At 63.1% G+C, this 25,031-nt stretch carries 19 protein-coding genes; 5 read left to right on the forward strand and 14 right to left on the reverse strand.

The genetic code is table 11. The features are described 5' to 3' along the window. Positions 1-37: 37 nt before the first annotated feature. From SMD14_RS20145 to SMD14_RS20170, 6 genes are all read right to left on the reverse strand, one after another. Positions 38-2,026, reverse strand: coding sequence for a penicillin-binding transpeptidase domain-containing protein (locus SMD14_RS20145; protein ID WP_321214832.1), 1,989 nt, complete (start codon positions 2,024-2,026; stop codon positions 38-40). 69 nt (positions 2,027-2,095) lie between these two features. Further along, positions 2,096-3,544, reverse strand: coding sequence for an NAD(P)/FAD-dependent oxidoreductase (locus tag SMD14_RS20150; protein WP_321214833.1), 1,449 nt, complete (start codon positions 3,542-3,544; stop codon positions 2,096-2,098). Next, a complete protein-coding gene (locus tag SMD14_RS20155; protein WP_321214834.1) occupies positions 3,537-5,003 on the reverse strand; it encodes a glycosyltransferase 87 family protein in 1,467 nt (488 codons plus the stop codon). The genes SMD14_RS20150 and SMD14_RS20155 overlap by 8 nt, the downstream gene beginning before the upstream one ends. 171 nt (positions 5,004-5,174) lie before the next feature. Then, positions 5,175-5,312, reverse strand: coding sequence for a hypothetical protein (locus SMD14_RS20160; RefSeq protein ID WP_199775297.1), 138 nt, complete (start codon positions 5,310-5,312; stop codon positions 5,175-5,177). Between the two features lie 543 nt (positions 5,313-5,855). Beyond that, positions 5,856-6,440, reverse strand: coding sequence for a histidine phosphatase family protein (locus tag SMD14_RS20165; protein ID WP_321214835.1), 585 nt, complete (start codon positions 6,438-6,440; stop codon positions 5,856-5,858). Further along, positions 6,437-8,014, reverse strand: coding sequence for a CCA tRNA nucleotidyltransferase (locus SMD14_RS20170; protein ID WP_321214836.1), 1,578 nt, complete (start codon positions 8,012-8,014; stop codon positions 6,437-6,439). The genes SMD14_RS20165 and SMD14_RS20170 overlap by 4 nt, the downstream gene beginning before the upstream one ends. A 207-nt stretch (positions 8,015-8,221) precedes the next feature. On the opposite strand from SMD14_RS20170, the gene SMD14_RS20175 reads away from it, so the two are divergent. From SMD14_RS20175 to trxA, 5 genes are all read left to right on the forward strand, one after another. After that, entirely contained in the window at positions 8,222-8,722 is a 501-nt protein-coding gene (locus tag SMD14_RS20175) for an NUDIX hydrolase (protein WP_157242834.1), read from the forward strand. A 72-nt stretch (positions 8,723-8,794) separates the two neighbouring features. Beyond that, entirely contained in the window at positions 8,795-10,954 is a 2,160-nt protein-coding gene (gene murJ, locus SMD14_RS20180; RefSeq protein ID WP_321214837.1) for a murein biosynthesis integral membrane protein MurJ, read from the forward strand. Positions 10,955-11,118: 164 nt separating this feature from the next. After that, positions 11,119-12,693, forward strand: a complete 1,575-nt coding sequence (locus tag SMD14_RS20185) for an ABC transporter substrate-binding protein (protein ID WP_321214838.1) — start codon at positions 11,119-11,121, stop codon at positions 12,691-12,693. A 256-nt stretch (positions 12,694-12,949) separates the two neighbouring features. Further along, positions 12,950-13,906 (forward strand): thioredoxin-disulfide reductase, encoded by a 957-nt coding sequence (gene trxB / locus SMD14_RS20190; RefSeq protein ID WP_321214839.1) that lies wholly within the window; start codon positions 12,950-12,952, stop codon positions 13,904-13,906. A gap of 37 nt (positions 13,907-13,943) precedes the next feature. Continuing rightward, positions 13,944-14,270, forward strand: a complete 327-nt coding sequence (gene trxA / locus SMD14_RS20195; RefSeq protein WP_104999538.1) for a thioredoxin — start codon at positions 13,944-13,946, stop codon at positions 14,268-14,270. Between the two features lie 4,585 nt (positions 14,271-18,855). On the opposite strand, the gene SMD14_RS20200 is transcribed toward trxA, so the two are convergent. From SMD14_RS20200 to rpmH, 8 genes are all read right to left on the reverse strand, one after another. Then, entirely contained in the window at positions 18,856-20,136 is a 1,281-nt protein-coding gene (locus SMD14_RS20200) for a ParB/RepB/Spo0J family partition protein (RefSeq protein ID WP_321214840.1), read from the reverse strand. A 62-nt stretch (positions 20,137-20,198) separates the two neighbouring features. After that, on the reverse strand, positions 20,199-21,266 hold the full coding sequence (locus SMD14_RS20205) for a ParA family protein (RefSeq protein WP_321214841.1): 1,068 nt from the start codon (positions 21,264-21,266) through the stop codon (positions 20,199-20,201). An 89-nt stretch (positions 21,267-21,355) separates the two neighbouring features. Further along, on the reverse strand, positions 21,356-22,006 hold the full coding sequence (rsmG, locus tag SMD14_RS20210) for a 16S rRNA (guanine(527)-N(7))-methyltransferase RsmG (RefSeq protein ID WP_157240159.1): 651 nt from the start codon (positions 22,004-22,006) through the stop codon (positions 21,356-21,358). A 21-nt stretch (positions 22,007-22,027) separates the two neighbouring features. Further along, positions 22,028-22,603 carry a R3H domain-containing nucleic acid-binding protein gene (locus SMD14_RS20215; RefSeq protein WP_157240157.1) on the reverse strand — a complete coding sequence of 192 codons (576 nt, stop codon included), beginning with the start codon at positions 22,601-22,603 and terminating at the stop codon, positions 22,028-22,030. Next, positions 22,603-23,577, reverse strand: coding sequence for a membrane protein insertase YidC (gene yidC / locus SMD14_RS20220; protein WP_321214842.1), 975 nt, complete (start codon positions 23,575-23,577; stop codon positions 22,603-22,605). The genes SMD14_RS20215 and yidC overlap by 1 nt, the downstream gene beginning before the upstream one ends. A 16-nt stretch (positions 23,578-23,593) precedes the next feature. Continuing rightward, positions 23,594-23,989 (reverse strand): membrane protein insertion efficiency factor YidD, encoded by a 396-nt coding sequence (gene yidD / locus SMD14_RS20225; RefSeq protein ID WP_321214843.1) that lies wholly within the window; start codon positions 23,987-23,989, stop codon positions 23,594-23,596. After that, the gene (gene rnpA, locus SMD14_RS20230; RefSeq protein ID WP_321214844.1) at positions 23,982-24,392 is read right to left on the reverse strand and encodes a ribonuclease P protein component; all 411 of its coding nucleotides are present in this window, start codon (positions 24,390-24,392) and stop codon (positions 23,982-23,984) included. Before rnpA ends, yidD begins: the two co-directional genes overlap by 8 nt. 40 nt (positions 24,393-24,432) lie before the next feature. Next, complete coding sequence (rpmH, locus tag SMD14_RS20235) at positions 24,433-24,570, reverse strand: 50S ribosomal protein L34 (RefSeq protein ID WP_003800212.1); 138 nt, start codon at positions 24,568-24,570, stop codon at positions 24,433-24,435. Positions 24,571-25,031: the final 461 nt, after the last annotated feature.

Raw genomic sequence — 25,031 nt, forward strand, 5'->3', positions numbered from 1 at the left:
TTCCCGGCCTGGAAGTCTGCGTATCTGGACGAAAACTCTACCCGGCGGCGGTGAGGAACTCCTTCAGCAGCGGTCCCGAGGTGGTCGCGCCCAACCCGCCATCCTCCACGAAGACGGCCACGGCCAGGTCGCCGTGGACAGCCACGATCCAGGCATGCGTCTTCGGGGGATTCTCGTTGCCGAATTCCGCCGTGCCGGTCTTGGCCCCCACGGGAGCGCCGGGAACGCTCGAAAGGAAGCCGGCATGCCCGGAGGTGACCACGGCACGCATCATGTCCGCCAAGGAGGCGGCCTCCGCTGCCGTGATCGGCTCGCCTGAGGCCGTCACAGGAGCCTCAGCCGTTGCAGTGGCCGAAGGCTGGGCGGCGGGTGCCGTGGAACCGCTCGTTGTCCCGGCCGATGGGGCGCCGCCGTCGGGATTCACCACCAGCTGGGGCGAGACGGGGGCACCCTTGGCCACGGAGCCGGCCATCATGGCCGCTGCCAACGGCGAGAGCAGCACCTTGCCCTGGCCAATCATGGAGGCGGCGTGTTCCGTCCCGGCCGCCTCGCCCGGAACGGAACCGAGGAACGCTTCGGCCCCCAGTGAAGGTGCTTCGACGGCGATGCCCATGGCCAGGGCGGCTGCCTCGAGCTGTCCCTGCGACACGGTGTCCCTGGCGGCGATGAACGCCGTGTTGCACGAGTGCGCGAAAGCGTCGCGCAGGCTAACGGAGCCGAGGGAGCCCTCCGGGTAGCCTTCGGCGTTCTTGAAGGTCCGCCCGTCCACTGTCAGCGTGGGTGTGCATTCAACCTTGGAGTCAGGGGTCAAGCCGTTGCGGAACATCGCCAGGGAGTCCACCATCTTGAAGATCGATCCGGGCGCGTACTGGCCCAGCATGGCGGTGTTGTAGCCGTTGCTTCCCTGGCCCGATGCCACGGCCAGGACGGCGCCGCTGGAAGGGCGCAGCGCCACGATGGCGGAGGCCGGAGCGACGCCTTGCAGGGTGCTTTCGGCCAGCGACTGCAGCCTCGGGTCGATCGTTGTCTTCAGCGGCGTTCCCGGCGTGGGCGCCACTTCGAAGAGCACCCGCCGGGGGTCTGTTGCCGCCGATTGGATTTGTTCGCGGGTCAGGTCCGCGCGCTGGGCACGGATCACGACGGCGTCCGTCCCCCGGAGCTGTTCGTCGTACTGCTGCTGCAGCCCGCCGATGCCGGTCATGTCCCCCGCGGTCAGCGCGCCGCCAGAGGCGTCAATCTGCTCGGCGGTGGCCTCGCCGACCGTACCGAGGACGGCACGCGCGAAGGTCCGGCTGGGCGCCAGGGGCACCGAGGCGGGAATGGCGCGGGCACCGGGAATGGCGGCAATCTGCTCGTCGGTGATGGTCCGGCCCTCTTCCCGCAGGGTGATCGCGGAAACGAAGGCTTCGGCGCCGGAGGCCTGCACCTGCTGGACATAGCCGGCGGCGTCAACGCCGACGAGGGCGGCGAGCCTGGCGGCCGAGTCTGCGGGATCGGCACCCACCAGCTGGGGCTTGTCAATACCGACGTTCACCACCGGCCTGTACGTGACCAGCGGGACATCACCGGCTCCGAGGATGTCCGCACGCTGCGGGGACTGGGAGCCCTTGGACAGGATCTCGCTGTCGGCGAGGCCGGGTGCCAGCGTGGCGGGGTCCCAGACCGCCAGCCACTTGTCCCCGGACTTCCTGAACTTTGCCTGGACTGTGTACTTCCACTCCGCCTCACCGAATTTCCACGTGTAGTCCAGCGGCGCGGAGGCATTGTCACCGTCAAGGGTTACTTCACCCGGTTCAACCGCCGGCTTCTGTGGGTCCAGTGCCGCAAACACGCTTCTCAGCTGGTCATTAGCAGCTGCCGCGTCTTTGCCCTCAAAGGCCACGGTCCCCACGTCCAGTGACGAAAGGCCTGCGGCGAACTGTTGTACTGCCGTTTCGGCCCCGCTTCTGCCGTCATCGCAGGCCGCCAGCGGCGTTCCCAGAATCAGCACAGCGACGGCCACAGAAAGTTTTGTTGATTTCCCCATCCGGCCATTATCACCCGTTGTGCCCGGGGCAATTGGCCATTCAGCGGCCCTTCGCAGGCGGTCCGCGTCCTAGGGCGTGTTCAGGCCCAGCGCTGGAACGGGCAGTTGGAATATGTCCTTTAGCGCATGCGTTGCCGCGTGGAGGCCGGGCATGCCCGTAACCCCAGGGCCGGGCGGCGTGGAGGAGGAGCAAAGGTAGACGCCCTGGAGCGGGGTTCGCCACGGATGCCGCGACACCACCGGCCGCTGGACCAGGCCGCGGAGGTCCATGGTCCCGGCACTGAAGTCCCCGCCGATGTAATTCCGGTTGTACTCTGCCAGCTGCGCCGCGGTAACCACGTTCGTGTCCAGCACCAGGTCCCGGAATCCGGGGGCAAACCGTTCCAGCTGGGCGGTGATGGCCCCGGCCATGTCCTTGGTTGAACCGGCAGGAACGTGGCAATAGGTCCACAGCGTGTGGCGTCCGGCGGGAGCCCGGCCGGGATCGAAGCGCGAAGGCTGGGCCACCAGCACATACGGCCGCTCGGGGTGTCGGCCCGCGCTGACCTCGTTTTCCGCATGCGCGAGTTCGGCCCTGGTACCGCCCACGTGGACTGTTCCGGCGTCTGCCAGTTCCGCAGCTGTCCACGGCACGGGGCCGGAAAGAATGAAGTCCACCTTGCACGAGCCATTCCCGTAGCGGAAGGACTCCAGCGCTTTGCGGTACCGGTGGGGAAGGGAATCCCCGGCCATGTCTGCCAGTCCCCGCGGCGCTACATCAAGCAGGGTGGCCCGGGCGGCCGGGAGGTCCTGCAGCCGGTTTATCGGGGCGTTCGTGTGGAGAACCCCGCCGTGCGCCCTGATGTCCTCCGCCAGGGCGGCGGCAATGGCGGCGGAACCACCCAGGGGAATGGGCCAACCTTCAGCATGGCCCAGCGCCCCCAGCATCAGTCCCGCCCCGGACGCGGCCAGTGACGGCAGGTGGGACACGGCGTGGGCGGCGACGCCGCTGAGGAGGGCAGGGGCAAGTTCTTCGCGGAACCGGGTGTTCCACAGTCCCGAGCCCTGCTCCAGGGTCCGCAGGCCGAAGATGCCCGCAGCGACGGGATTCCGGGGGACACGGAAGAGCTGGTTCTGCGTGAAGTCCATGACGTCGTCGACGGTGCGGACCAAGGGTCCCATGAGGCGCCGGTAGGCGGCCCCGTCCCGCCCGAGTCCCGCTGCCGTCCGGTCTAGGGACCGGTAGGCAAGGGCGGACCGGCCGCCGTCCAGGGGAGAGCCGTAGGACAGCACGGGAGTCACGAGTTGCACCCGCCGGGACAGCTCGAAGGCGCGGAAGAAGGGCGATGCCAGGGCCATGGGGTGGACGGCCGAGCAGACATCGTGGAAGTGTCCCGGCTGCATGAGTTCCGCAGTGCGCGTCCCGCCGCCGATTTCGGCCGCAGCCTCGAAAACCTCTACGGAGAGCCCTGCCCGCGCCATCACCGCTGCGGCCGCCAATCCGTTTGGTCCGGCGCCCACTACCGCAACGTCAGGCATCGGATGCGGCCTTCCGCCGGGCGCCCGGGTCCGCCGGGGTGCGCAGGTTCAGACGGAACCGGTCCGGGGCGCCGGTGAAGGGTCCGCCGTGGGGATCGTCCAGATGGTGCCGCCGGACGGGATCGTAGGTGGGGTCGTAGATGTCCCACGTCACCCGGGCCATCAGGTAGGCGACGGCCACCATGTGCGCCGCCACGGCCAGGACGTAGTAGGGCATATCCAGGTTGTGCTGGGAGGAACCCGCGCTGGTCACCTGTCCAAGGTACATCCACACAGCGGCCCAATGCAGGCCTTCGATGCCCTGCCAGACCAGGAAGTCCCGCCACCGCGGCCTGGCCAGCGCGAGCAGCGGAATCAGCCAGACAACATACTGCGGTGAGTAGACCTTACTGGTGAGGATGAACGCCGCCACTATCAGGAACGCCAATTGGGCCAGGCGCGGGCGGCGTGGCGCCGTGAAGGCAATGAGTGCGATCAGGGCGCAGGCCGCCGCAAACAGGCCGAAGGACAGAAGGTTCACCGCGTCGGCGCCCAGCTCCTGGCCCCTCAACCTGTTCAGCAGCAGGTTGTACGCAAACCACGGTGAGCCGTACCCGGCGCCGCGGTCGGCTGAGTACTGGAAGAAGTAGGCCCACCCGGAGGGATTTGCGACGGCGAACGGCAGGTTGACTGCCAACCACGCGGCCCCGGCGGCCCCGGCCGTCGTGAGCAGGGGCCGGAAGCGGCCGGTCCGCAGGGCCAGGAGGAGCATGGCGCCCAGGATGAGCAGCGGATACAGCTTCACAGCCGTGGCCAACCCGACGAAGACTCCGGCAAGCACCAGGCGTTCCCGCGAAAAAAAATACATCCCCACGGCAAGCAGTGCCACCGCCCAGAGATCCCAATTAATGGTGCCGGCCAGGACGATGCCCGGCGCCAGCGCCACCATGGCCGCATCCCAGGGGCGGCGGCTGGTCATCCGGGCCGTAGCCAGGACGGCAACCACCGTGGCTGCGGCCAGAAGCGCAACATTGATATCGAAATAGGCGAGGATCCGGGCGTTCGTCACTCCGGTACCGGGAACCAGCCACGCCGTTACCCCCGCGATCAGGGCGGTGAGGACCGGGTACTCAAACTGGCTTCCACTGGCCACAATGGGAAACTGTCCCTCCGCGAGCCCGCGGTTCCGGAAGAGTTCCGGGAAGTCGGAGTAGCAGGTGGCGTAAAACTGGGTGGGGGATTCCCAACCGTTGGCTCGGCAGTAGCCCTTGAGCAAGGTGCCCGCGAGTGCCGCCAGCACCGTCAGCAGGATCAGTACCCGCTCCACAGTGAAGATGCCGGGGGGGACAACACCCGGAGCGGCCCGGAATCCAAGGGGGCCGCCCACCACTTCCGTGAAATTCCTCAGCAGGACATCGCTCCGGCTGGGAACCACCAGGCGCAACCTTTCCTGGTGCTCCGGCGGCTGGGACTCCTGCATGGCTTGAGCTTACCGCCGCAGCGGCCGGGTACAGGGGCCACCCGCGAGCTGGAGCCCCCGCGTCGCCGCGTGGGCTCCAGCCAGAAGATGGCCCACGTCCATTCGGCCTCCTCGCTGATGGCCGGCACGGTTCCCGCGGACGGGCGGCGGTCCACGTGCCTGCTGCTCCGCCTACCGCGTACCGCCGATCTGCTGGTGCATCAGGACGAAGACGTCTTCGCGCTGCTTCTCCAGCAGGGGTTCGTTGATCAGCCTCCTGCCGCTGCGCCGGCCTTGTGCCGGCAGCAGGAGTTTCCGGAACTTTCTCATGGGTATCACCTCCTTTTGTACTGGCTGGCCCGCAAACCGGGCGCGGCAATTAATCCCTTTTTGCGAAATGCAATGGGGACTGGAATTAGGGCGCAGGAAAGCGCACCCAGGAATGTCCGGGATTTGTCAGAATTGCCGGGACAAACAGTGCTCAGACTGTTTGATTGGCAAGGCAGGGGAAAGGCCCCAAGGAAAGAGCGTGGCTCCGGCTTACGGGTCTACTCAGGGGTTCTGGCTATGGCGTTGCACGTGGGAGGCTGCGTTCCACCCAAGCGGAGCAAGGCTAGGAGCCGGTGTGTCCCCAAAACGGGCGCGCAAAGGCATCAGAGGCCGGGGCTGCGGTGACGTTCATCTTCCGTCCGCTAGTCAAAGTAATCATTTTCCCAACCTCCTTTTCTGCTCTGCCATTGCTCAGGCCAAGGGCCGTGCAACATGCGCCGATACCCCGGCAGACGCTCTGGGGTCAGGAATAAAACTACACTACGGCGAAGGATATCCGCCAGTAAGAAAGCAAAAATAAATCAAACAAATCCCGGAAAGCCTTTAAAGGCCCCAGCGGACAATAGCGGGTGTTCTTTTGTCCCAGCCCAGCGTGCAGACCTTGGCAGTGCCCAGAATGAAATGGCGGCCTTCCATGGGCGGCAATTCCAGCCAGCGTGCCGTGAGGATCCTCGAGAAGTGGCCGTGGGCCACAATCAGCACATTGTCCATGCCGGATTCCAGCACCCGGCCAATGATTTTGTCCGCCCTGGCCGCGACCTCGTCCAGCGTTTCGCCGTTGGGAACCCCGTGCGTCCAGATCAGGTATTCGGGGTTGTCCTTTCGGATCAGGTCAGAGCTGATGCCTTCGTAGTCGCCGTAGTTCCATTCGACGGCCAGGGGTTCATGCTGGGCGTCAGGGAAGCCGGCCAGCTCTGCTGTCCGCCGTGCCCGCCGCAGGGGAGACGTGAGCACCAGGTCGAAGTCGACGGGATCCAGCACCTTGCGGGCCTCCACGGCCTGCTGTTCTCCCTCGACCGTCAACGGCAGATCCGTCAGCCCGGTGTACTGGCCGCTTTTGGACCATTCGGTCTCGCCGTGGCGGAGGATCCACAGCTGGGGGCGCGGGGCAAGGGCGGGAATGGTCACTTGGACTCCTCAGAAGGGGAAGGCTCGACGGCGGCGGGAGGCGTTCCGGCCTCGGCCGCGGCAGGTGCGGGTGCGGGTGCGGCAGGTGCGGGTGCGGGATCGGCTTCAACAGGCGGGCGTCCAGCTTCATCCGGGGCGGATTCCGGCTGTTCCGCCCACCAGCGGAGCAGCCGTGCTTCCGCTTCGTCCGTAGGCAGGGGCCCGCTCTCCATCCGCTCATTCAGCAGGAACTTGTAGGCGCGGCCCACCACGGGCCCTGGTTTGAGCCCCAGCAGGGCCATGATCCGGGCCCCGTCAAGGTCGGGGCGCACAGCGTCCAGCGACTCCTGTTCGCGCAGTGCGGCGATGCGGGCTTCCAGGTCGTCATAGGCGAAAGCGAGCCGTTCGGCCTTCCGCTGATTGCGGGTGGTGACGTCCGAGCGCGTAAGCCGGTGCAGCCGTTCCAGCAGCGGCCCGGCATCGGTCACGTAGCGGCGGACTGCAGAATCGCTCCAGCCGGCGTCCCCGTAGCCGTAGAAGCGCATGTGGAGTTCCACGAGGCGGGCAACAGCCTTGGTGGTGTCGTTGTCGAAGCGCAACGCCTTCATCCGCTTGGAGGTGAGTTTGGCTCCCACCATGTCGTGGTGGCGGAAGCTCACCGCGCCGCCCGGTTCAAAGCGGCGCGTAGCCGGCTTGCCGACGTCGTGCATTAATGCTGCGAAGCGCAGCACGAAGTCCGGCCCCGGCACGGAGCCTTCACCATCCGTCTCCAGCTCCGCTGCCTGCTCAAGGACCTGCAGGGAGTGCTGGTAGACGTCCTTGTGCCGGTGGTGCTCGTCCGATTCCAGGCGGAGCGCGGAAACCTCAGGGAGCACGAACTCGGCGAGGCCGGTATCCACCAGCAGGTCCACGCCGACGCGCGGGCGGGCACCGCAGATGAGCTTGACCAGTTCGTCCCGCACGCGTTCCGCGGAAATGATGGTGATCCGTTCGGCCATCTGCGTCATGGCCCGGCGGACGTCTTGGTGCACGGATACACCCAGCTGGGCAGCGAACCGTGCCGCGCGCATCATCCTCAGCGGATCGTCGGAGAAAGAAAGCTCGGGGGCCCCCGGCGTGGCCAGGACGGAAGCATGAAGGTCACGGACCCCGCCGAAGGGATCCACCAGTTCCAGGGAGGGCAGCTTGAGGGCCATGGCGTTGATGGTGAAGTCCCGCCGAAGCAGGTCATCGGTCAAGGACGAACCGAACGCCACCACCGGCTTCCGGGAGTCAGGATCGTAGGCCTCTGCCCGGTAGGTGGTGATTTCGATCTGGAAGCCGGCCTTGCGCATGCCGATCGTGCCAAAGGCGCGGCCGATCTCCCAGTAGTTGTCCGCCCACTTCTTGATGAGTGCCACGGTCTGGTCCGGGGTGGCGTCGGTGGTGAAGTCCAGGTCGGGGGACGTCCGGCCCAGGAAAAGGTCACGCACCGGTCCGCCCACCAGGGACAGTTCGTGGCCGGCGTCCACGAAGCGCCGGCCGAGCTCCAGGACCACCGGGTCCACCTGGAAATCAACGGTCTGGGAATCAGTCTTGTGATGTGCGTGCGCCATAGTTACTTAAGCTTGGCAGAAACCAGCGTGTCGGCAGGCCAAATTAGGGTCAAGATCGCGCGGAATCGCTCAGTGCACGGCAAAGTGCGTCATATGCCGTCCATGTTGGTGTCATGTTCCGGTCATCACGAACGGGCAACAGTCGTTAGAGTGGACTCCATGGCCCATCCAGTACCGAGCGCTCCCGGCAGGAGGACGAACGCGCCATTGCCATCGGCAATTGGTGCGCACGTTGCGCCTGCCCAGCATTCGGCACCGGCATCGCTGCCCACGGTGGAGGAGGTCTCCGCCGGCGGCGTCGTGGTGGACACGTCCGACGCCGAGTTGAGGGTTGCGATTATCGCCCGCCTTAATCGCGGCGGACGCCTGGAGTGGTGCCTTCCCAAAGGCCACCCGGAGGGAAAAGAAAACAACGAGCAGGCCGCCGTCCGAGAAATTGCCGAGGAAACCGGCATTGAAGGCGACATCCTCGCACCGCTGGGAAGCATCGACTACTGGTTTACCGTCAGCGGCCATCGGGTCCACAAAACGGTCCATCACTACCTCCTGCGGGCCACGGGCGGCGAGCTCACCATCGAGAACGATCCGGACCAGGAAGCCGTGGACGTGGCCTGGGTCCCCATCCAGGAACTGGCGCGCAAGCTGTCCTTCCCCAACGAGCGCCGGATCGCCGATCTGGCCCGGGAAGTCCTTCCCGGGCACCTTTAGGGCTGCAGCCGCCCCGGGCAGCCGGTGCCTGCATTGCGGCTTTAACTGCCTTCGGGTGAGACGATGAACTCGATGTCAGCTACCAACTTTCCTTCCGATAAAGCCGGCCCGCCCGGTGACGCCGCCCCTGACGGCGTTCCCCCCGCGCCGGCCGGCGCGGACAGTTCCCCTGGCGGCACGGTTGCCAGCGAAACCAGGTCCAGCGCCATCATGGCTGCCGGGACGCTCGTTTCGCGGTTCCTGGGTTTTGGAAAGACCTGGATGCTGGGCACTGCCCTGGGTCTTGGCTCCACCGTCAATGACACCTTCATTAACGCCAACAACCTGCCCAACCTGATCTTCCTGCTGGTTGCCGGGGGCGTGTTCAACGCGGTCCTGGTGCCGCAGATCATCAAGGCAAGCAAGGCTCCGGACAGGGGAGCGGACTACATCAGCCGGCTGCTGACGCTGGCTGTGCTCCTCCTGCTGGGGCTGACAGCCCTGGTAACGCTGGCGGCCCCGGGGGTCATTGAGCTCACCACCCAGGGATACAGTCCCCAGCAGAAGGCCCTGGCCGTCACCTTCGCGTTCTGGTGCCTGCCCCAAATCTTCTTCTACGGCCTTTACGCCCTCCTCACCCAGGTGCTGAACGCAAACGGCGCATTCGGCCCTGCCATGTGGGCGCCCATCCTTAATAACGTGGTTGCCATCGCCGGCCTGGGCATGTTCATCTGGATCTTCGGTGCGAACGAGCTGAATCCGCACACCCTGGACAACTGGGGCAGCACCCAGACCCTGCTGGTTGCGGGCTTTTCCACCATCGGAGTGATATCCCAGACCGCCATCCTGATGATTCCGGTGATCCGGCTGCGGCTGGGCCTCCGGCCCCGGTTCGGCTGGCGGGGAGTAGGACTGGGCCAGGCAGCCAGGCTGAGCGTCTGGACCTTGCTGACGGCCGCCGTCGGGCAGCTTGCCTTCCTGTACGTCATGCGCATCGCCACCATCCCCGGGGCGGAGCGCATCCGGCTGCAGCAGGCGGGAGACCCGGCGGCGAACATGCTGCCCGGCAACGCCGTGCTGGAGGTTGCCAGCCAGCTCTACCTGCTGCCGCACTCCATCATCGCGCTGTCACTGGCCACGGTGCTGTTCAACCGGATGACCCGGGCTTCGCAGGACGGGAACCATGACGAGCTGCGCGATGCTCTCTCCCACGGCCTGCGGACCATGGCGGTTGCCACTGTGTTTGGTGCCCTGGCCCTCTTTGCCCTCGCCGGTCCCCTGGGCATGTTCTTCTCCGGAGGGCTTCGCCAGGACGGCGTGATGCTGGCCCAGACGCTCACCATCCTGGCGCTGAGCACGCCGTTCATGAGCGCCAACTTCATGATGTCCCGGGTGTTTTACGCGAATGAGGACGCCCGGACGCCGTTCTTCATCCAGCTGCTCCTGGCCGTTGTCTACGTGGCGGGCGCGTTCGCCATCCAGTTCCTGCCGGTCACCCAGATCATCTACGCCATCGCCGTCCTCTATATGGTGGGCAACATCCTGTCGGTGGTCATCAGTGCGTACTTCCTGCGGCGCCTGTTGGGTCACCTGGACGGGCCAAGGATCGCCAACTCCTACATCCGCATGGGGTATGCAGCGCTTGGTTCGGCCATTGCAGGTGCAGGTGCGCTCTGGCTGATGGGCAGCTACAGCCCGGACGGTTTCGCCTGGCGCGACCGGATTACAGCCCTCATAACGCTCGTCGTGGTGGGCCCGGTCATGCTGGTGGCCTACTTCTTCCTGCTCAAGCTGTTCCGCGTTGCCGAACTGCGCGACCTGCTCCGCCCCCTCTTGGGACGGCTGGGCCGCGGCGCACCGCCCGCACCTTCCGCGGAAGCCGGGACCCCGCCGTCGGACTCTCCCCCCGGCGGAGCCTCCGGTGGACCACGGCGGCCCGCGCCGGAGCGTGCCACCACCTCCGTGGACACCGGGCTCATTCCCCGGATTTCCGGCGAGTTCGACGCCGTTTCCTTCAGGGCCGGGCCGGCTCCGGAACAGGAGGACGCGGAACACGGGACACGGCGGAGGCAGGCGCGCGACGGCGACGGCCCGGCTTCGTCCGACGAGGACTACCTTCCCGCGGAGGACCAGCCCAGTACGGCCCGGGGAGGTTTGCTGCGGGAACAGATTCCGCTGCCAGGACGCCGTACCTTCCAGGGGAAGCCCGGCGAGAACCCCTACTTCAAGCCACGGCGCCCCCGAAAAAAGTGACTTTCGAGCCGGCCGCCGCCGCCTTTATCCAGGGCGCAAGGGACGCAATCGGCTAGGATCGAGAAGGTACAGGGGTAGTTGCATCCAGGGCCAGCCGCCCGGCGGCTCCTGGATGGCGGTTGCATCATTCAAGCCGGCACTCCCGGACAGTCTAGGAGGAACACGTGTCCAACCCGATCGATGTCGGATCAGTACTGGGCGGCCGTTACAAGGTCACCGCCACTGTATTGGCCTCGCACGACCACGATCTGGTGCTGGACGGTGTGGACCAGGTCCTGAACCGTCCCGTCAGCATCCTGGTTGCCGGCCCCGGCAACACCGAGCAGGTTGCCCAGAGCGCCCGGGAAGTGGCTACCGGTGAGCGGCCCGGCACCGTCCAGGTCCTGGACCTTGGCATGACCGAGGCTGCCACCTACCTCATCACCAACCACACGTCGGCTGCGGATCTGCTGGACCTGGTGGTCGCGTCGAATCCGCCCTATGTGGAACCCTTCTTCACCGACACCCTGGGCAGCGAGATCTTTGGCCAGCCAAGGTCGAACGAGCCCGAACCCTACGACGACGAAGACCACATTGAAGCGGGCTACATCAAGTACTCCGATGCACACCCAAGCCAGGTGGATCCCTACCGGCAGGCGCCGGTTGTGCCGCCGAAACCGCCTGCCCGGCCGGCGGCGTCGCCTTCCTCCGCCCGTAACTCCACCGGTGCCTCCGCAATGGGCGGGGCAGCAGCCGTGGGCGGTGCGGCAGGTGCTGCGGCTGCTGCTGAAGCCGGCTCCGGAACCCGTAGCGGCAGCGAAGCAGAAACCCGCGCCACTCCTCTGAGCGCTGGCCACGGACGGGACCACCAGCCGGTACCGGCTCCCGGAAGCGGGGAGGGCACCCCGGGCGGAAAGCCGAAAGTGTCCCTGTGGTCCGACGCCGATTACGCCTATGCCGAGGACCAGCCTTCCGGCGCGCCGGTTGAAGACGAACCTCAAACGGAGAACAATAAGTCCTCCTTGTTTGCGCGCTCTGCCGCGCCTGCCGCTGCAGGTGCTTCATTTGACAGCCAAAGCGGGTATGACGACGACCGTGACGAGGGCGGCCGCGAGCCCAGGTCCATGCGATGGCTCGTTGGCGGGTTGCTCGCTGTAGTCCTCATTGCCGGGCTTGTTTTCGCCGTAACAAACCTGGGCAGCCTTTTCTCCCCGCAGCCGCAGGCGGTTCCCACCGCCCCTGCCACCAATGGTGGTGCCCCGGAGACCACGACACCCGGAACGCAGGCGCCGACCTCCGCTGCTCCCGCCGCCCCGCCGGCAATTGAAAATATCAGCAGGCAGGGGACCTTCGATTTCGCCGCCACCTTCGATGGTGACTTGGTGAAGGCCTATGACGGCAACGCTGCCAGCTACTGGTCGGACATGGAGTTCGCAACCGAAAACTGGGGCGGCCTGGCACCCCAGGGCGTCCCGCTGGTGGTAAAGCTCAAGAACCCTGCCAAGGTTTCATCCATCACGCTTTCGCAGTTGGGGGGATCCGGTGGCAACATCACGGTGTACACCAACGACCGGCCTGCACTGGATGGTGCCAAAGCCGTAGGGACCAACAGTTTCACGTCAACCGACCTGACAATGCCCTTGGCCGAGCCGGTCCAGGCCCAGTACGTGATTGTCTCCATCAACTCCCTGCCACGGCTTGCCGCTCCTAAGACGCGCTACGGTTACGGCGTCCGGCTCGCCGAGATCAAGGTGCAGTAACCTCCCGCTACTTGAAGCGCGGCTGCCGCCGTGATGTGGGCTGTCGGGCGGTTGTCGCTGCCGGTGGCAGGGGGAGGCGCAGCGCCTGCCTGGTGGGACTGTAACCTTGGAAGAGCGCCTGCGGTGACGGTTGTCTGCTGTCTACCTGTGTTTCAGCACGTCCAGGCGCCGGAATATTCAGGATCAAGTAACAGTTGTGCCATGTGGCCGGCCTCCACGGGGAGGCGCGTCAAATAAGGAAGAGGTTCACCGTTCAGTGACCATCGCAGAAAACACCGCGTCCGACGTACGTGATGTCATCATTGTGGGCTCTGGCCCGGCTGGTTACACGGCAGCTGTATACACCGCCCGTGCCAACCTCAAGCCGCTTTTGCTTGCAGGCTCCGTTACCGCCGGCGGTGAGCTGATGAACACCACCGACGTCGAGAACTATCCCGGTTTCCCGGAAGGGATCATGGGCCCGGACCTGATGGAGAACTTCGAAAAGCAGGCCTCACGCTTTGGCACGGAGATCCAGTTCGAGGATGTGACCTCCCTTGACCTCGAAGGTCCTGTAAAGACGGTGACCATTGCCACGGGCGAGAGCTTCCGTGCGAAGGCAATTATTCTTTCTACAGGGTCCGCCTACCGGGAGCTCGGGCTGCCGAACGAAAAGCGCCTGTCCGGCCACGGCGTTAGCTGGTGTGCAACCTGTGACGGTTTCTTTTTCAAGGACCAGGACATTGCGGTGATCGGCGGGGGAGACTCCGCTATGGAGGAAGCACTCTTCCTCACCAAGTTCGCGAAATCCGTGACAGTTGTTCATCGGCGCGACACCTTGAAGGCATCCAAGATCATGGCCGACCGCGCTTTGGCCCACGAAAAGATCAACTTCATCTGGAACAGCACCGTGGACGATGTTGTAGGCGAGGACAAAGTCAGCGGCCTGAAGCTGAAGAACCTCGTTGACGGAACAGTTTCCGATCTTTCGGTGACCGGCGTGTTCGTGGCCATCGGCAACGATCCCAGGACTGACCTGGTCAAGGATGTCCTTGACCTGACACCCGAGGGGACCATTGCCGTCGAAGGCCGCAGCTCGAAGACAAGTATCCCCGGCGTTTTCGCCGCCGGCGACGTTGTGGACCCCACGTACCGCCAAGCCATCACGGCATCCGGTTCGGGTTGTGTAGCCGCAATCGATGTAGAGCATTACCTCGCTGACTTGCCCGCATAATCATCGCAAACAATATCCGAAGAGAGAGACAAGGGTTATGAGTAACGCCAAAGACGTAACAGACGCTAGCTTCAGCACGGACGTTCTGTCCTCTGACAAGCCGGTTATTGTGGATTTCTGGGCCGAATGGTGCGGGCCCTGCCGCAAGCTCGGTCCGATCCTGGACGAAATTTCGGTGGAGTACAGCGAGAAGGTTGATGTCGTCAAGGTAAACGTGGACGACAACCCATCCATCGCAGCCGAATACGGCATCACCTCCATCCCAGCTGTGTACCTGTTCCAGGGTGGTGAAGTGAAGAACACGGTTATTGGAGCTAAGCCAAAGCAGTTCTTCGAAAAGGAATTCGCTGACGTCCTGTCCTAGATTCTGCGGTTTCTGCAGTTTCGCGAGTGGCCACCGCCTTCCGGCGGTGGCCACTTTTTGTTTCAGAGACTGGACACGTGCAACTGTGCCGATCGTGGGACTGCGGGGGCTGTGCGCGCATCCGCTCGTGAGCGCCGTCAGTCCCTACGGGTCCGCTGTTTCACGTGAAACGGGGCCGTCCGGCAGATGCCGTACACCCCCTGTAAAGGGCCGGAGCCACCCGCGCTACTAGGGGGAGTGCCGTATTAGGGATGACGCACTGCAATCAGCGTAACTCCGCCCTATTTGATGCAGTTCATCTCGTCCAGAGAAGGCGCCACCATGCGGCCCCGCCCTGCGGATTCCTCCCGCTCCGGTAGGCAATCGCACAGGAACCGTACTTAGACCTGCACCGGGACGGGAATTGCTTCTATCCGTACGTGGTGAGTGGGTGCACATCGTGACTGGCTGCTGCGGTGCGGGGCTGGCGTGTTTCACGTGAAACACGCCGCCAGCGCGGCGGCCAGATTCAAGTCGACTTAGACCATTAGGTGAAGCATAAGACAACTGATGCTTCACCGGCCTTTCCACAACACACAGCTAAGTTGGGGTGAGCGCAGCCAGGGACAGCCGCACTGCTGGCGGCGCGATGCCGGGCTCAAGGTCAAGGCGCAGTCCTTCTTCCGAAGGCTCGCTCTAACTGCAGTGCACCTCGTCTCTAAGTGCCTTCCCACGACCCGCGGACAATCACTGCACGCCGGCGGTGCGCGACACTGGCGAAGCAACCAAAAGCCGTGCGCCCCAATCGCACCCCGCAGACTTGGCCCGACAGGCGGCCAAGGGACATTGGAGCTAATAGCCATGAATTTCTCCGGGGGAGCCACCTGGTCTCCTGTACGGACTTCACCCTGTTCTGCTGTCATCTGGTGGTCATTGAAGTTCAACCGGGGTGCTCAACTTGGCTGCGGCGGCTAGATCCGACGGAGCCTGTCCAACCGGTCTGCGTCCCTCTCCTGCCTGAGCAGGTTGGTCGTTCCCCATACTCATACTCATGACACGCCGACTACGAGACCGCCCGCTTAATGAGACCGTCGGCGATGGCTGGTGAATCTGCTCCTCCCGGGCTTCCGCTTGGTTCTAGGTTCTGGAGGCTCGGACTCTCAGGTGGCATGAACGCTGACAGCACACCCCGGCAGTTCGCCGGGGCCCCGGTCGAGTTTGGGGGCACCACCCCTTCCGTTTCAGCCCGGGGGAGCGCGCGCCTAGAACCGACCTTTGTACAGAACCGTTTCACGTGAAACACCGCGGTCGCCGCATGGGAGAGTTTGCGGTGCGACTGCAAACCTCCTGGTGAAGCTGCAGCCCCCCTATGTGGTGGCCCCAGAGTGCAGGCACCGCATGATGGCTGGGACCTCTCCTCTCATTGGCTAGGACGTTCCCACCATCGTCTGGCGTCTTGCCTGTGCCTTGCGATGTGGATTTTTGGGGTACCTTGCTGTACCTGACGCCTACAGCTCCACATCGGTGTGACCACCAGGCGCGCACACCGCCGAGTATGAACCCCTCGGCAGGAGCCGGACTCGACAATCCACGAGTCTATAGCCAGCCGATTCTGTCTTGGGCCGTGCACTTACCAGCACCCCTTGGTTCTTCACTAAAACAGAGTCGGGAGCAGGGTGCACGTAATCTAGGGGGCCAACTACTTGCCTCCTACTCTTTCAATGCGTGCGTACCGGCGGCCCCTTCTCACAACCGTCACGTCAGGACCATCCAACCAGCCGGCCGCAGTTAACCAATCCGCTGTCTGCCCGGTGGACCCTCACGCCATAAATCCAGCCAGGTCCTCAATGTGCACCCCATCCATGGGCCACACCTGGGCCTCATGATCCCAAGCAGCCCGCAGTCTATCCACAAGTTATCCACACCAGCAGATCGCTCCTATCCACAGCCTTATCCACAGCCACCTAGCCAAGAGCCCGCGCCGCTTGCTGATCCGCCACGACAGCCCCAAACCCCAGTTGCAGCCGAGTGTGGCAAGCCATGGTCGGTCTGCGGTCTCCCGGCGAGCCTGCTCTCAAGATTCCAAGCCCTTCCCAGTCCCTGAATAAACCATAGTTAGTAGATACAGGCGCAGAAACAGCATCGTTCTGCACTCCTAGTTTGTTTCACGTGAAACGAGGCAGTGAATCAATCCGCACCGTAGGGCTGGGCATGCCCCAGAGGAACTGCCCTATGGCGATGTACCGGTTCAACCTCCCGTTCCGTGAGGCCCACTGTCCACAAAGTTATCCACAGCGCAATCCACAGCCATGTCCACTACACCCGAAGGGTGTGTGGAAGACCACTGACGGCAGGGACACCTCAGATGGCAAGGCGGCCGGCCACCAGAACCGCTATGTTGGACACCCCGGGGATATGAGGAACAGGAAGGCGGGTGGGGCGCCGGCAGAGAACAGCAACGACCTTACCGCGCGCAGAGGGTGGTGACACCATAGTTAACGGCCACTGGACGGCCTCTGCGCATCGCGCGTTGCACCGCGGTTCGCGTGCGCCTCTCGTCCTGGACCGCAGCACGATCTGTTTGCTAGCCGGGATGGCATCCCGTAGTAGCAGGACGCGACAGCCCGCGTTAGTCCACGTGAGAGACTGCAGGCACGTCCAGCCGCCCGTATCTCCTTGACTGAACCCGTGCGGACTACACGACCCCTAACCAGCCGTTGTGGAGTTCTCCGGCCCGGAGCTATGACAGTCCAGGGGAGTGATGACAACAACCCGCCCACCACAGGTCTGCTCGCGCGGGGATCCGCCTCACTATTCCGGAACGCAAGATTGGATCCCAGAGCTTGACCGCTGGTGGTTATCCTTCCGAGCATCCGGCCGCCGCGTTGCCCCTTTTGAGCCGTCAGTGGCGTGCACCCGATTATGGGTCTGGTGCTTCATCGCTCACTCGCCGGTCATGAGCCTACACCTGTCAGTAGCCCTCTCATCCATACTCCTCGCAGCCACTCATCGAGCTACTGCAGGCGCAAACTCGACGACTGCTCGTGCTGTGCCTCTGCGGAAACCAAGAGCGCTAGGGGTTAGCAATCGTTTCACGTGAAACAAGCAGGGGTCCGTCCGGCAATGTGCCCCACGGACACTGCCGTACGATGCCGTACGTTCAGTCAAAACCTGCCTGGGTGTATCTGCAATGCAGGCCACCACTCACGCCCACCGCGCAGAAGCTCCTGGGCCGAGTTGGATCCAGAACCAGGAACGATGTGCCTAAGCGTGCGTGCGCCTTGGTTCGCTCTCGCCCCGGGAGTGGCGGCTGCGAAAAGTGCATGTATGTGGGCCGGATCGGGATATACGACCCGCGAACTTTGAAGCCCAAGTGGACGGCTCCAACCCGAGTTACCCAGCTCTTTGCCTCAAGGGCACATGTTCCACGTGAAACAGTGCGCCTGACACTCGTGCTACCGGGACTGTCGTCGTTACGGGGTAGGGGCCTCCAATAGGACTAAGAGCGTGACCATGCGACCACACGGGAAGCTTGCCGTGCGGGACGGGACAACAGACGGCCGCCGACATACCAACGCCGAACCAATGATGATCGGAAAGACTCCGACTAACTATCAGCAGCGAGTGGGCACCGCGGCCCGTGACACCTTGGGCAACCGCTGGGTCCGTTGGGCTAACCCCTCTATCCGGCCCGAAGGAGACGTGGATGAGCGGCAACATTGCCTGTTACCAGGGGTTTCACGTGAAACACACGTGGAATCACTAAGGATTGTGGCTCAGACAGGGTCAGATGCGGGAAGTCCCACCAGGAGAAACGCCCACTTCGTTCCAGAACCTCAATTGTTCGGATCTACGCGGGTATAGGGAAGGCCCCGAGTGCTACTTGCTTGGTAGTTGTTATCACGTAGGCACTGCCACCAAAAACTTAGAAGGTGGCATTCGAGTTCTCGGGCAACTTGCCTTGGACGACAGGACAACAATCGGCCGCCGACATACAACCCAACCCCATCCCCGACCACGATCGGAAATGGTTCGAGTATCTATCAGCGCCGAGTGGGCAGCGGGACAAGGTGAGTGGACGCCGCGGTCACGCGACAGACATCCTCTGGGCTACTCTAGTGTGCCCGCCGAAGGCAGGCGGGGACACGGATGAGCGGCAACAGAGCCTGTTAATAGGGGGTTTCACGTGAAACACATTTGGGAACGCTGCGGATGGCGGCACATAAGGGACTAAATACAGAGAGTCCCACCATGGAAGAGCACCGATTCCGTTCCAGCACCTCAATTATTCGGCTCTCGGGCGGGTATAGGGAAAGTCCGAGACCGCAGCTCCATGGGAGTGACGATAGCGAGCGGGGGATCATCAGTGCCGGAGACCTGGACTGCCTGGGCAGCCGGAATAGAAGCCCGATCTGCCTAACACGCAGCAACTCCACTCAGCCTTCGCGTGAAAGTCTTAACAGACAAGATGGTCAGGACACGAAGAGATCCAGCATCCTGGCACCCCAATACCCAGACAATGACCGCTAAGCGGAAGTAGCCCCAGCTCAAAGAAGAAGGCCTGATTCACACGGAATCAGGCCTTCCTTCTGCGGAACGATGCGCTTTAGTTGTTCGAACCAGGTGCGAGGACATCCATAATCCGGTTGAGATCCTCGACGCTTGCGAATTCGATACTCACCTTGCCCTTGCGGACACCAAGGGAAATCTTGACGTTGGTATCAAGCCGGTCAGAAAGGGAGGACGCCAAGTAATCGAGCCGCTCGTGGCGGGCACCAGGACGGGGGATATTGTTCTTCGCCGGCTTGGCGGGATCCTGGTACATCGTTACGGCCTCTTCAGTGGCTCGCACTGACATCCCCTCAGCCACGATCTTCTGGGCCAGTCGCTCCATTGCTGCAGCGTCGGGCAGGGCCAACAGTGCACGGGCGTGGCCTGCGGACAATACACCTGCCGCGACCCGGCGCTGTACCAACGGGGGCAGTTTGAGCAGCCGAAGGGTGTTCGACACCTGGGGACGCGAACGCCCGATACGATCCGCCAGCTGCTCATGGGTGGTTCCGAAGTCTTCGAGGAGCTGCTGGTAGGCCGCCGCCTCTTCGAGGGGGTTTAGCTGGCTCCGGTGCAGGTTCTCCAGCAGGGCGTCCCGCAGAAGATCGTCGTCGGTGGTGTCCCTGACAATTGCAGGGATGGTCTCGAGGCCGGCAGCCTGAACCGCCCGCCATCGACGTTCACCCATGACGAGCTCAAAGGGTTCACCACCGGGTTCGGTTGATTTGCGGACAACAATTGGCTGGAGGACGCCTATTTCGCGAACGGAGTGAACGAGCTCAGCCATATCGTCTTCATCGAAGACCGATCGCGGCTGTTTGCGGTTGGGGTGGATGTCCGTGACTGAAATTTCAGCGAAGCGAACGCCCGGCACCTCTACCAGCTCCACGCCTGAGTCAGTCCAGGTGGGCTCGTCCTCCCGTTCAGCGGAATCACCAGATGCCGACGCCGTAGCAGCCACCCCTGGCTGCTCCTCCTGCAGATCGGGAGCGGCCTCACCCTTGGCAGGGGATTCACTGCCCTCTTCCGTTTTGGCGAAAACACTGCCGGAAGGACGGGGCTTTGCGGCGGCGCTTCTTCCGGCAGTGCTCTTGCCTGCGGGAGATGCGGTGGACGGCTGCTTAGTGGACGGAGCAGCGGTCCCTTCGCTTGCTGCCTTGTTCGAGGACTGGTTGGCCGCGGCCTCTTCGGCTGGTTCCGTCTTCCTTCGTCCCTCAGGGAAGAAGAGGTCTACCGGACGGGAGGCGGCTGTACCGTTGCCCGAACCGTTGGCGGCGGCGGAACTTGGAATCAGCGCGCCAAGACCGCGGCCCAGGCCACGTCGCTTCTCGCTCATTGGTAATCCCTCCAGTGGTAGATCCCGGCCATGCCGTGCTCCGGTCGTTGCAGTTTGAAGATTCAGCGCTCTGCTATTTCAGCAGCGGCTTCCAGATAAGACAGGGCTCCACTGGAGGAAGGGTCGTACGTCATGACAGTCTGCTGGTAGCTCGGTGCCTCTGATATCCGCACGGAACGCGGAACAACAGCAGACAGCACCTGGTCCGGAAAATGCTGGCGGACCTCGGCCGCGACCTGGGCGGCAAGATTCGTCCGCCCGTCGTACATCGTCAAAAGGATGGTGGAAACCACAAGGTCCGCGTTGAGGTGCTTCTGGATCATCTCAATGTTCTTGAGAAGCTGGCTCAGTCCTTCAAGTGCGTAGTACTCGCACTGTATGGGGATCAGCACCTCGTTGGCTGCACAGAAGGCATTGACCGTCAGCAGTCCAAGGCTTGGCGGGCAATCGATAAAGATGTAGTCGAGCCGCTGCTCGCCGTTCTTTTCCCGCGCCTTTGCATAGACGTCAATTGCCCGGCGCAGTCGCTGCTCACGGGCCACCAGCGAAACGAGTTCAATCTCCGCGCCGGCAAGGTGGATGGTGGCGGGTGCACAGATCAGATTGTTGATGTCCGGGCAGGGCGCCACTACGTCCGCGAGCGGGACGTCGTTTATCAGGACATCGTAGATGCTGTCCACGTCGGCATGGTGCTCGATTCCCAGGGCGGTGGACGCGTTTCCCTGAGGGTCGATATCAATGACCAGGACATTCAATCCTGCCGCGGCAAGGGCGGCAGCAATATTGACGGTGGTGGTGGTCTTTCCTACCCCACCCTTCTGGTTCGAGACAGTAAAAACGCGCGTGTTCTCCGGACGGGGAAGCTTCCGGCCCACCAGCCGTTCACGGCGTTTGGTCTCATGTGCCAATTCGCGGGCGATCGGGCTGGAATCATCAATGGCGTCGATGATGTTGGATCTACCGGAGACGGTTGTTTCACGTGAAACGGCCATGGCGTTGGCGCCTGCCGCAACCCTTTCCGGATGAATTCCACCCCTGGCCGGGGGCACAATGGGACCAGCGACGGAACGTGCTGACCCCAAGGACACGAACGGCGGTATCCGTTGCGTGGAGGCTTCGCTACTGGTCACTGGGGCACACTCACTCTCGTTCGGCCAAATTTGCTGCCGTTGTCTAGCCTAACCGCTGGACCCGGCAGAGTTGGGTCACCGGGCCTGAACTAGGCTTTCTTTTGGGACTTGTTTACAACGATGCGCACCACAGTAGTAGGTTCCTCCAACAGGCTCTCGCCCACAGTCAGAACAGACGTTTCAATGCCGCCCAGTTTGCGGATGGTCTTGGCGGCCTTTTCGATTTCCTCAGCCGCACTGCGCCCCTTGATGGCCACCACCTCGCCCTTACCGGCGAGGAGCGGAATCGTGAGGCCGGCGAGGTTGCTGAGGGCAGAGACCGCCCGGGCTGTCACCACGTCAGCCTCCACATGTCCCACTGCCAACTCGGCCCGGGTCCGCATTACGGTGACGTTGTCCAGGCCAAGATCGTCAACCACTTCCTGAAGCCAGATAACCCTGCGCTCCAGTGGCTCGATCAAGGTCAGTTCCAGGTCCGGACGGGCAATCGCGAGGCAGAGGCCCGGCAGGCCTGCACCACTGCCGACGTCGGCCACATGGCTGCCCTCGGGAATCTCGCTCTCAATGACAGCGCAATTGAGCACATGACGGCTCCAGAGCCGGGGAATCTCCCGCGGCCCAATAAGGCCGCGCTCCGTTCCGGAGGTAGCCAAGTGCTCCACATAGCGCTTAGCCAGGTCCAACCGGTCGCCGAATATTTTCTCAGCGGCCACGAGTTCAGCTGCCGTGATGTCAACCATGATTAGCGGATCAGCAATTCTCTAGTCTGCGGACACAACAATGTGGCGTCCGGCGCCTTCGCCCTCGGACTCACTGACCAGTCCCAGGTCTGCAACAGCGTCATGAACAATCTTGCGCTCATAGGCGCTCATCGGTTCCAGTGCCACCGGCTCGCCGTTTTCCCTCACTGAAGCTGCCGCATCTTCCGCGATCTTCTGCAGGTGGCCGGTACGCTCCTGGCGGTAGCCGTTGATATCCAGGACCAGCCTGGACCGGTTATCAGTCGCCGAGAGAACGGAGAGCCTGGTGAGCTCCTGGAGTGCCTCAAGGACTTCTCCGTCTTCACCCACCAGATTGTCCAGGGCATCGGACTCTTCCTCTGTCACGATGGAGATGTAGGTGCGCCCGTTGCGGACTTCAATGTCGATATCGCCGTCGATGTCGGCAATGTCCAGCAGCTCCTCCAAGTAGTCCGCTGCCACGTCGCCCTCTTCCTCCAGGCGGCTGGCTGACGATCCCTTGGGTACGTCAGTTCCCGTGGATTCCCCATTCGCGGACGCGTCCCGGCTCTCGATGATGTCCTCGGAAAGGGCGTGTTCGGTGCTCTCGGCAGACATTACTTCTTCTTCCTGTTCTTGCGTTGTGGCTGGATGCGCTGGGCTTTGGCCTGCGCCACGGCCGCGGCGGCAGCAGCCTCGGCTGCCGCCTCGTCCTTCTTACCGCCCAGGATGGGCAAGGCCGGAAGGCCCTTGGCGGCACGGCGCTCGGCGAGGGCCTTGGCGGCGGGGGATCCCGGCGTCGGCATACGGCGGATGACGAAGAACTGCTGTGCCATGGTCCAAAGGTTGGTGGTGGTCCAGTAGATCAGGACACCGATGGGGAAGTTGATGCCGCCGACGCCAAAGACGATGGGCAGGATGTAGAGCATCATTTTCTGCTGGCGCATGAACGGGCTGGCCATGGCCTCTTCGGACATGTTCTTGGCCATGATCTGCTTCTGCGTAATGAACTGCGAGGCCGTCATGGCAAGGATCATGAGGATGGAGAGGATCCACACTGAAGTGAGGTTGCCCTCGCCACCGTGCAGGAGCGAGGCGGACAGCGTGGCCCCGAAGATGGTGGACTCGTCAAACTGGACCACCTGGTCGTGGCTCATGGCCCCGATACCGACGCCCTTGTCACGGGCGGCGCTGATGCCGGAGAGCACGGTGAACAGTGCGAAGAAGAACGGCATCTGGATCAGCATGGGGAGGCAGGCAGAGAACGGGTTGGTGCCGTGCTTCTTATACATGGCCATCTGTTCCTGGGCCATGGCCTGGCGGGACAGCTGGTCGGTCTTGCCCTTGTACTTGTCCTGGAGCTTCTTCAGGTCAGGCTGCAGCAGCTGCATTCCGCGCTGGGCCTTGATCTGCTTGACGAACACGGGAATCAAGGCGGCACGGATCACCAGTACCAGCCCGATGATGGACAGCGTCCACGTCCAGCCGGAGGCTTCCGGCAGGCCGATGCTGCTCAGCCCTTCGTGGAAGCCCACCATGATGATGGAAACAAGCCACTTGAACGGAAACATGATTGTTTCAAAGAAGTCCATACGATATCCCTATTCGTCAGGCCGCAGTGCGGCCTTCTCCATCAGACTGCGCAGCCAGGTATTTGTCCGGGTTGTTCAGTACAACAATTGTGGGGGTCTGGTTTTCAGGCCAGTGGCGGTGGCCGGCGGGGACGTGGTCCACACCGCCGGCGTTCCAGGGATGGCAGCGCGCCAGGCGCCGGGCTGCCAGCCAGCTGCCCTTGACGGCGCCGTGCACCGTAATCGCCTCGAGGGCATAGGCCGAGCACGAAGGAAAGAAGCGGCAGACCTGGCCGTACAAGGGTGAAATCACCTTGCGGTAGGCCATCAATAAAAGAATGAGTATGCTGCGGGGCAGGTTCCAGAGGAACAGCGCAACTGCTGCGGCACTACGTCGGAGACAGGTAACGACGACGGCGGTGGCGTTACGCACGCAGTGTCCCCTCCTGTGTAGTACCGGCCGAACTGTTGGCGGCAGCCCTTGCAGGGCGGCCGGCCAGCCGGGTCATCGTTGATTCCAATGCGGCATTGTAATCCGACAGCAGCTGGTCCCAGCTGGCAGTTGCGGACGCAGGAAGCGCCCGGACCACTATGGCAAACCCGGTGCCGTACTCGCGCAGCGAGGCAGCACCTGCTTCTCTCAGTCTCCTCTTAACGAGGTTCCTGGCCACAGCGTTCCCTACACTCTTGGAAACGATGAACCCGATCCGGCTGGGTTCGTCGGCAGCAATAGCTGCCGTATATAACACTACGTTCCGGCGTCCATTGCGGACACCGGAACGTACAGTTGTTGAAAAATCGGCTGCAGTCCTCAAACGGTTACGGGTGGCCAGCACCTTAAACTCGCAAAGAAATGTCTACCGACAAGTCAGTTATTTACGCCGACAGCTCGGTACGGCCCTTGCCACGACGGGCCGCCAGGATGGCGCGGCCGGCACGGGTACGCATACGAAGGCGGAAGCCGTGCTTCTTGGCTCGACGGCGGTTATTCGGCTGAAAAGTCCGCTTGCTCACGTTAGTTACTCCAGTGGATCAAAGGTGCGCCCACCGTATGGGGAAGAACTGGCCGACGCTAAGTTTTGTATATGCACGCTTCCCCCGGCTGCTCAAGCGCACTGCGCCTAAGAGATTCAGATGGGGCCAAAAAGCGGACACAAAGGACTTCACAACGTTAGGGCAACCTGAACCCCTGAGTCAAACTGAGGCTCCACGTGCGGGCTATCCCCAACTGTGCTTAACCTGCCCTCCGAGGCTGTGGATGAAGTGGCTCACAGGGCCGTTTTGGAAACCACATCCATGTAATTATCCACAAGCTCCTTGCCAGCTATCTTCTAGGCTTTTCATCCCCTAGAGTGGCCCAGTAGCCGATTATCCACGTGCTGTGCATAACCCTGTGGATGAAGCTGAACCCATCCTGGTTCAAGACTCGCGGCTGCAGGCAATGCAGGCAAAGCAAGTTTTGAGGGAACCGATTG

The sequence above is a fragment of the Pseudarthrobacter oxydans genome (assembly GCF_034258515.1).
Lineage (GTDB): Bacteria > Actinomycetota > Actinomycetes > Actinomycetales > Micrococcaceae > Arthrobacter.

Coding starts and splice junctions, on each gene's coding strand:
- SMD14_RS20145 (WP_321214832.1), bottom strand. CDS start 2,026: ATGGGGAAATCAACAAAACTTTCTGTGGCCGTCGCTGTGCTGATTCTG.
- SMD14_RS20150 (WP_321214833.1), bottom strand. CDS start 3,544: ATGCCTGACGTTGCGGTAGTGGGCGCCGGACCAAACGGATTGGCGGCC.
- SMD14_RS20155 (WP_321214834.1), bottom strand. CDS start 5,003: ATGCAGGAGTCCCAGCCGCCGGAGCACCAGGAAAGGTTGCGCCTGGTG.
- SMD14_RS20160 (WP_199775297.1), bottom strand. CDS start 5,312: ATGAGAAAGTTCCGGAAACTCCTGCTGCCGGCACAAGGCCGGCGCAGC.
- SMD14_RS20170 (WP_321214836.1), bottom strand. CDS start 8,014: ATGGCGCACGCACATCACAAGACTGATTCCCAGACCGTTGATTTCCAG.
- murJ (WP_321214837.1), top strand. CDS start 8,795: ATGTCAGCTACCAACTTTCCTTCCGATAAAGCCGGCCCGCCCGGTGAC.
- trxA (WP_104999538.1), top strand. CDS start 13,944: ATGAGTAACGCCAAAGACGTAACAGACGCTAGCTTCAGCACGGACGTT.
- SMD14_RS20200 (WP_321214840.1), bottom strand. CDS start 20,136: ATGAGCGAGAAGCGACGTGGCCTGGGCCGCGGTCTTGGCGCGCTGATT.
- rsmG (WP_157240159.1), bottom strand. CDS start 22,006: ATGGTTGACATCACGGCAGCTGAACTCGTGGCCGCTGAGAAAATATTC.
- SMD14_RS20215 (WP_157240157.1), bottom strand. CDS start 22,603: ATGTCTGCCGAGAGCACCGAACACGCCCTTTCCGAGGACATCATCGAG.
- yidC (WP_321214842.1), bottom strand. CDS start 23,577: ATGGACTTCTTTGAAACAATCATGTTTCCGTTCAAGTGGCTTGTTTCC.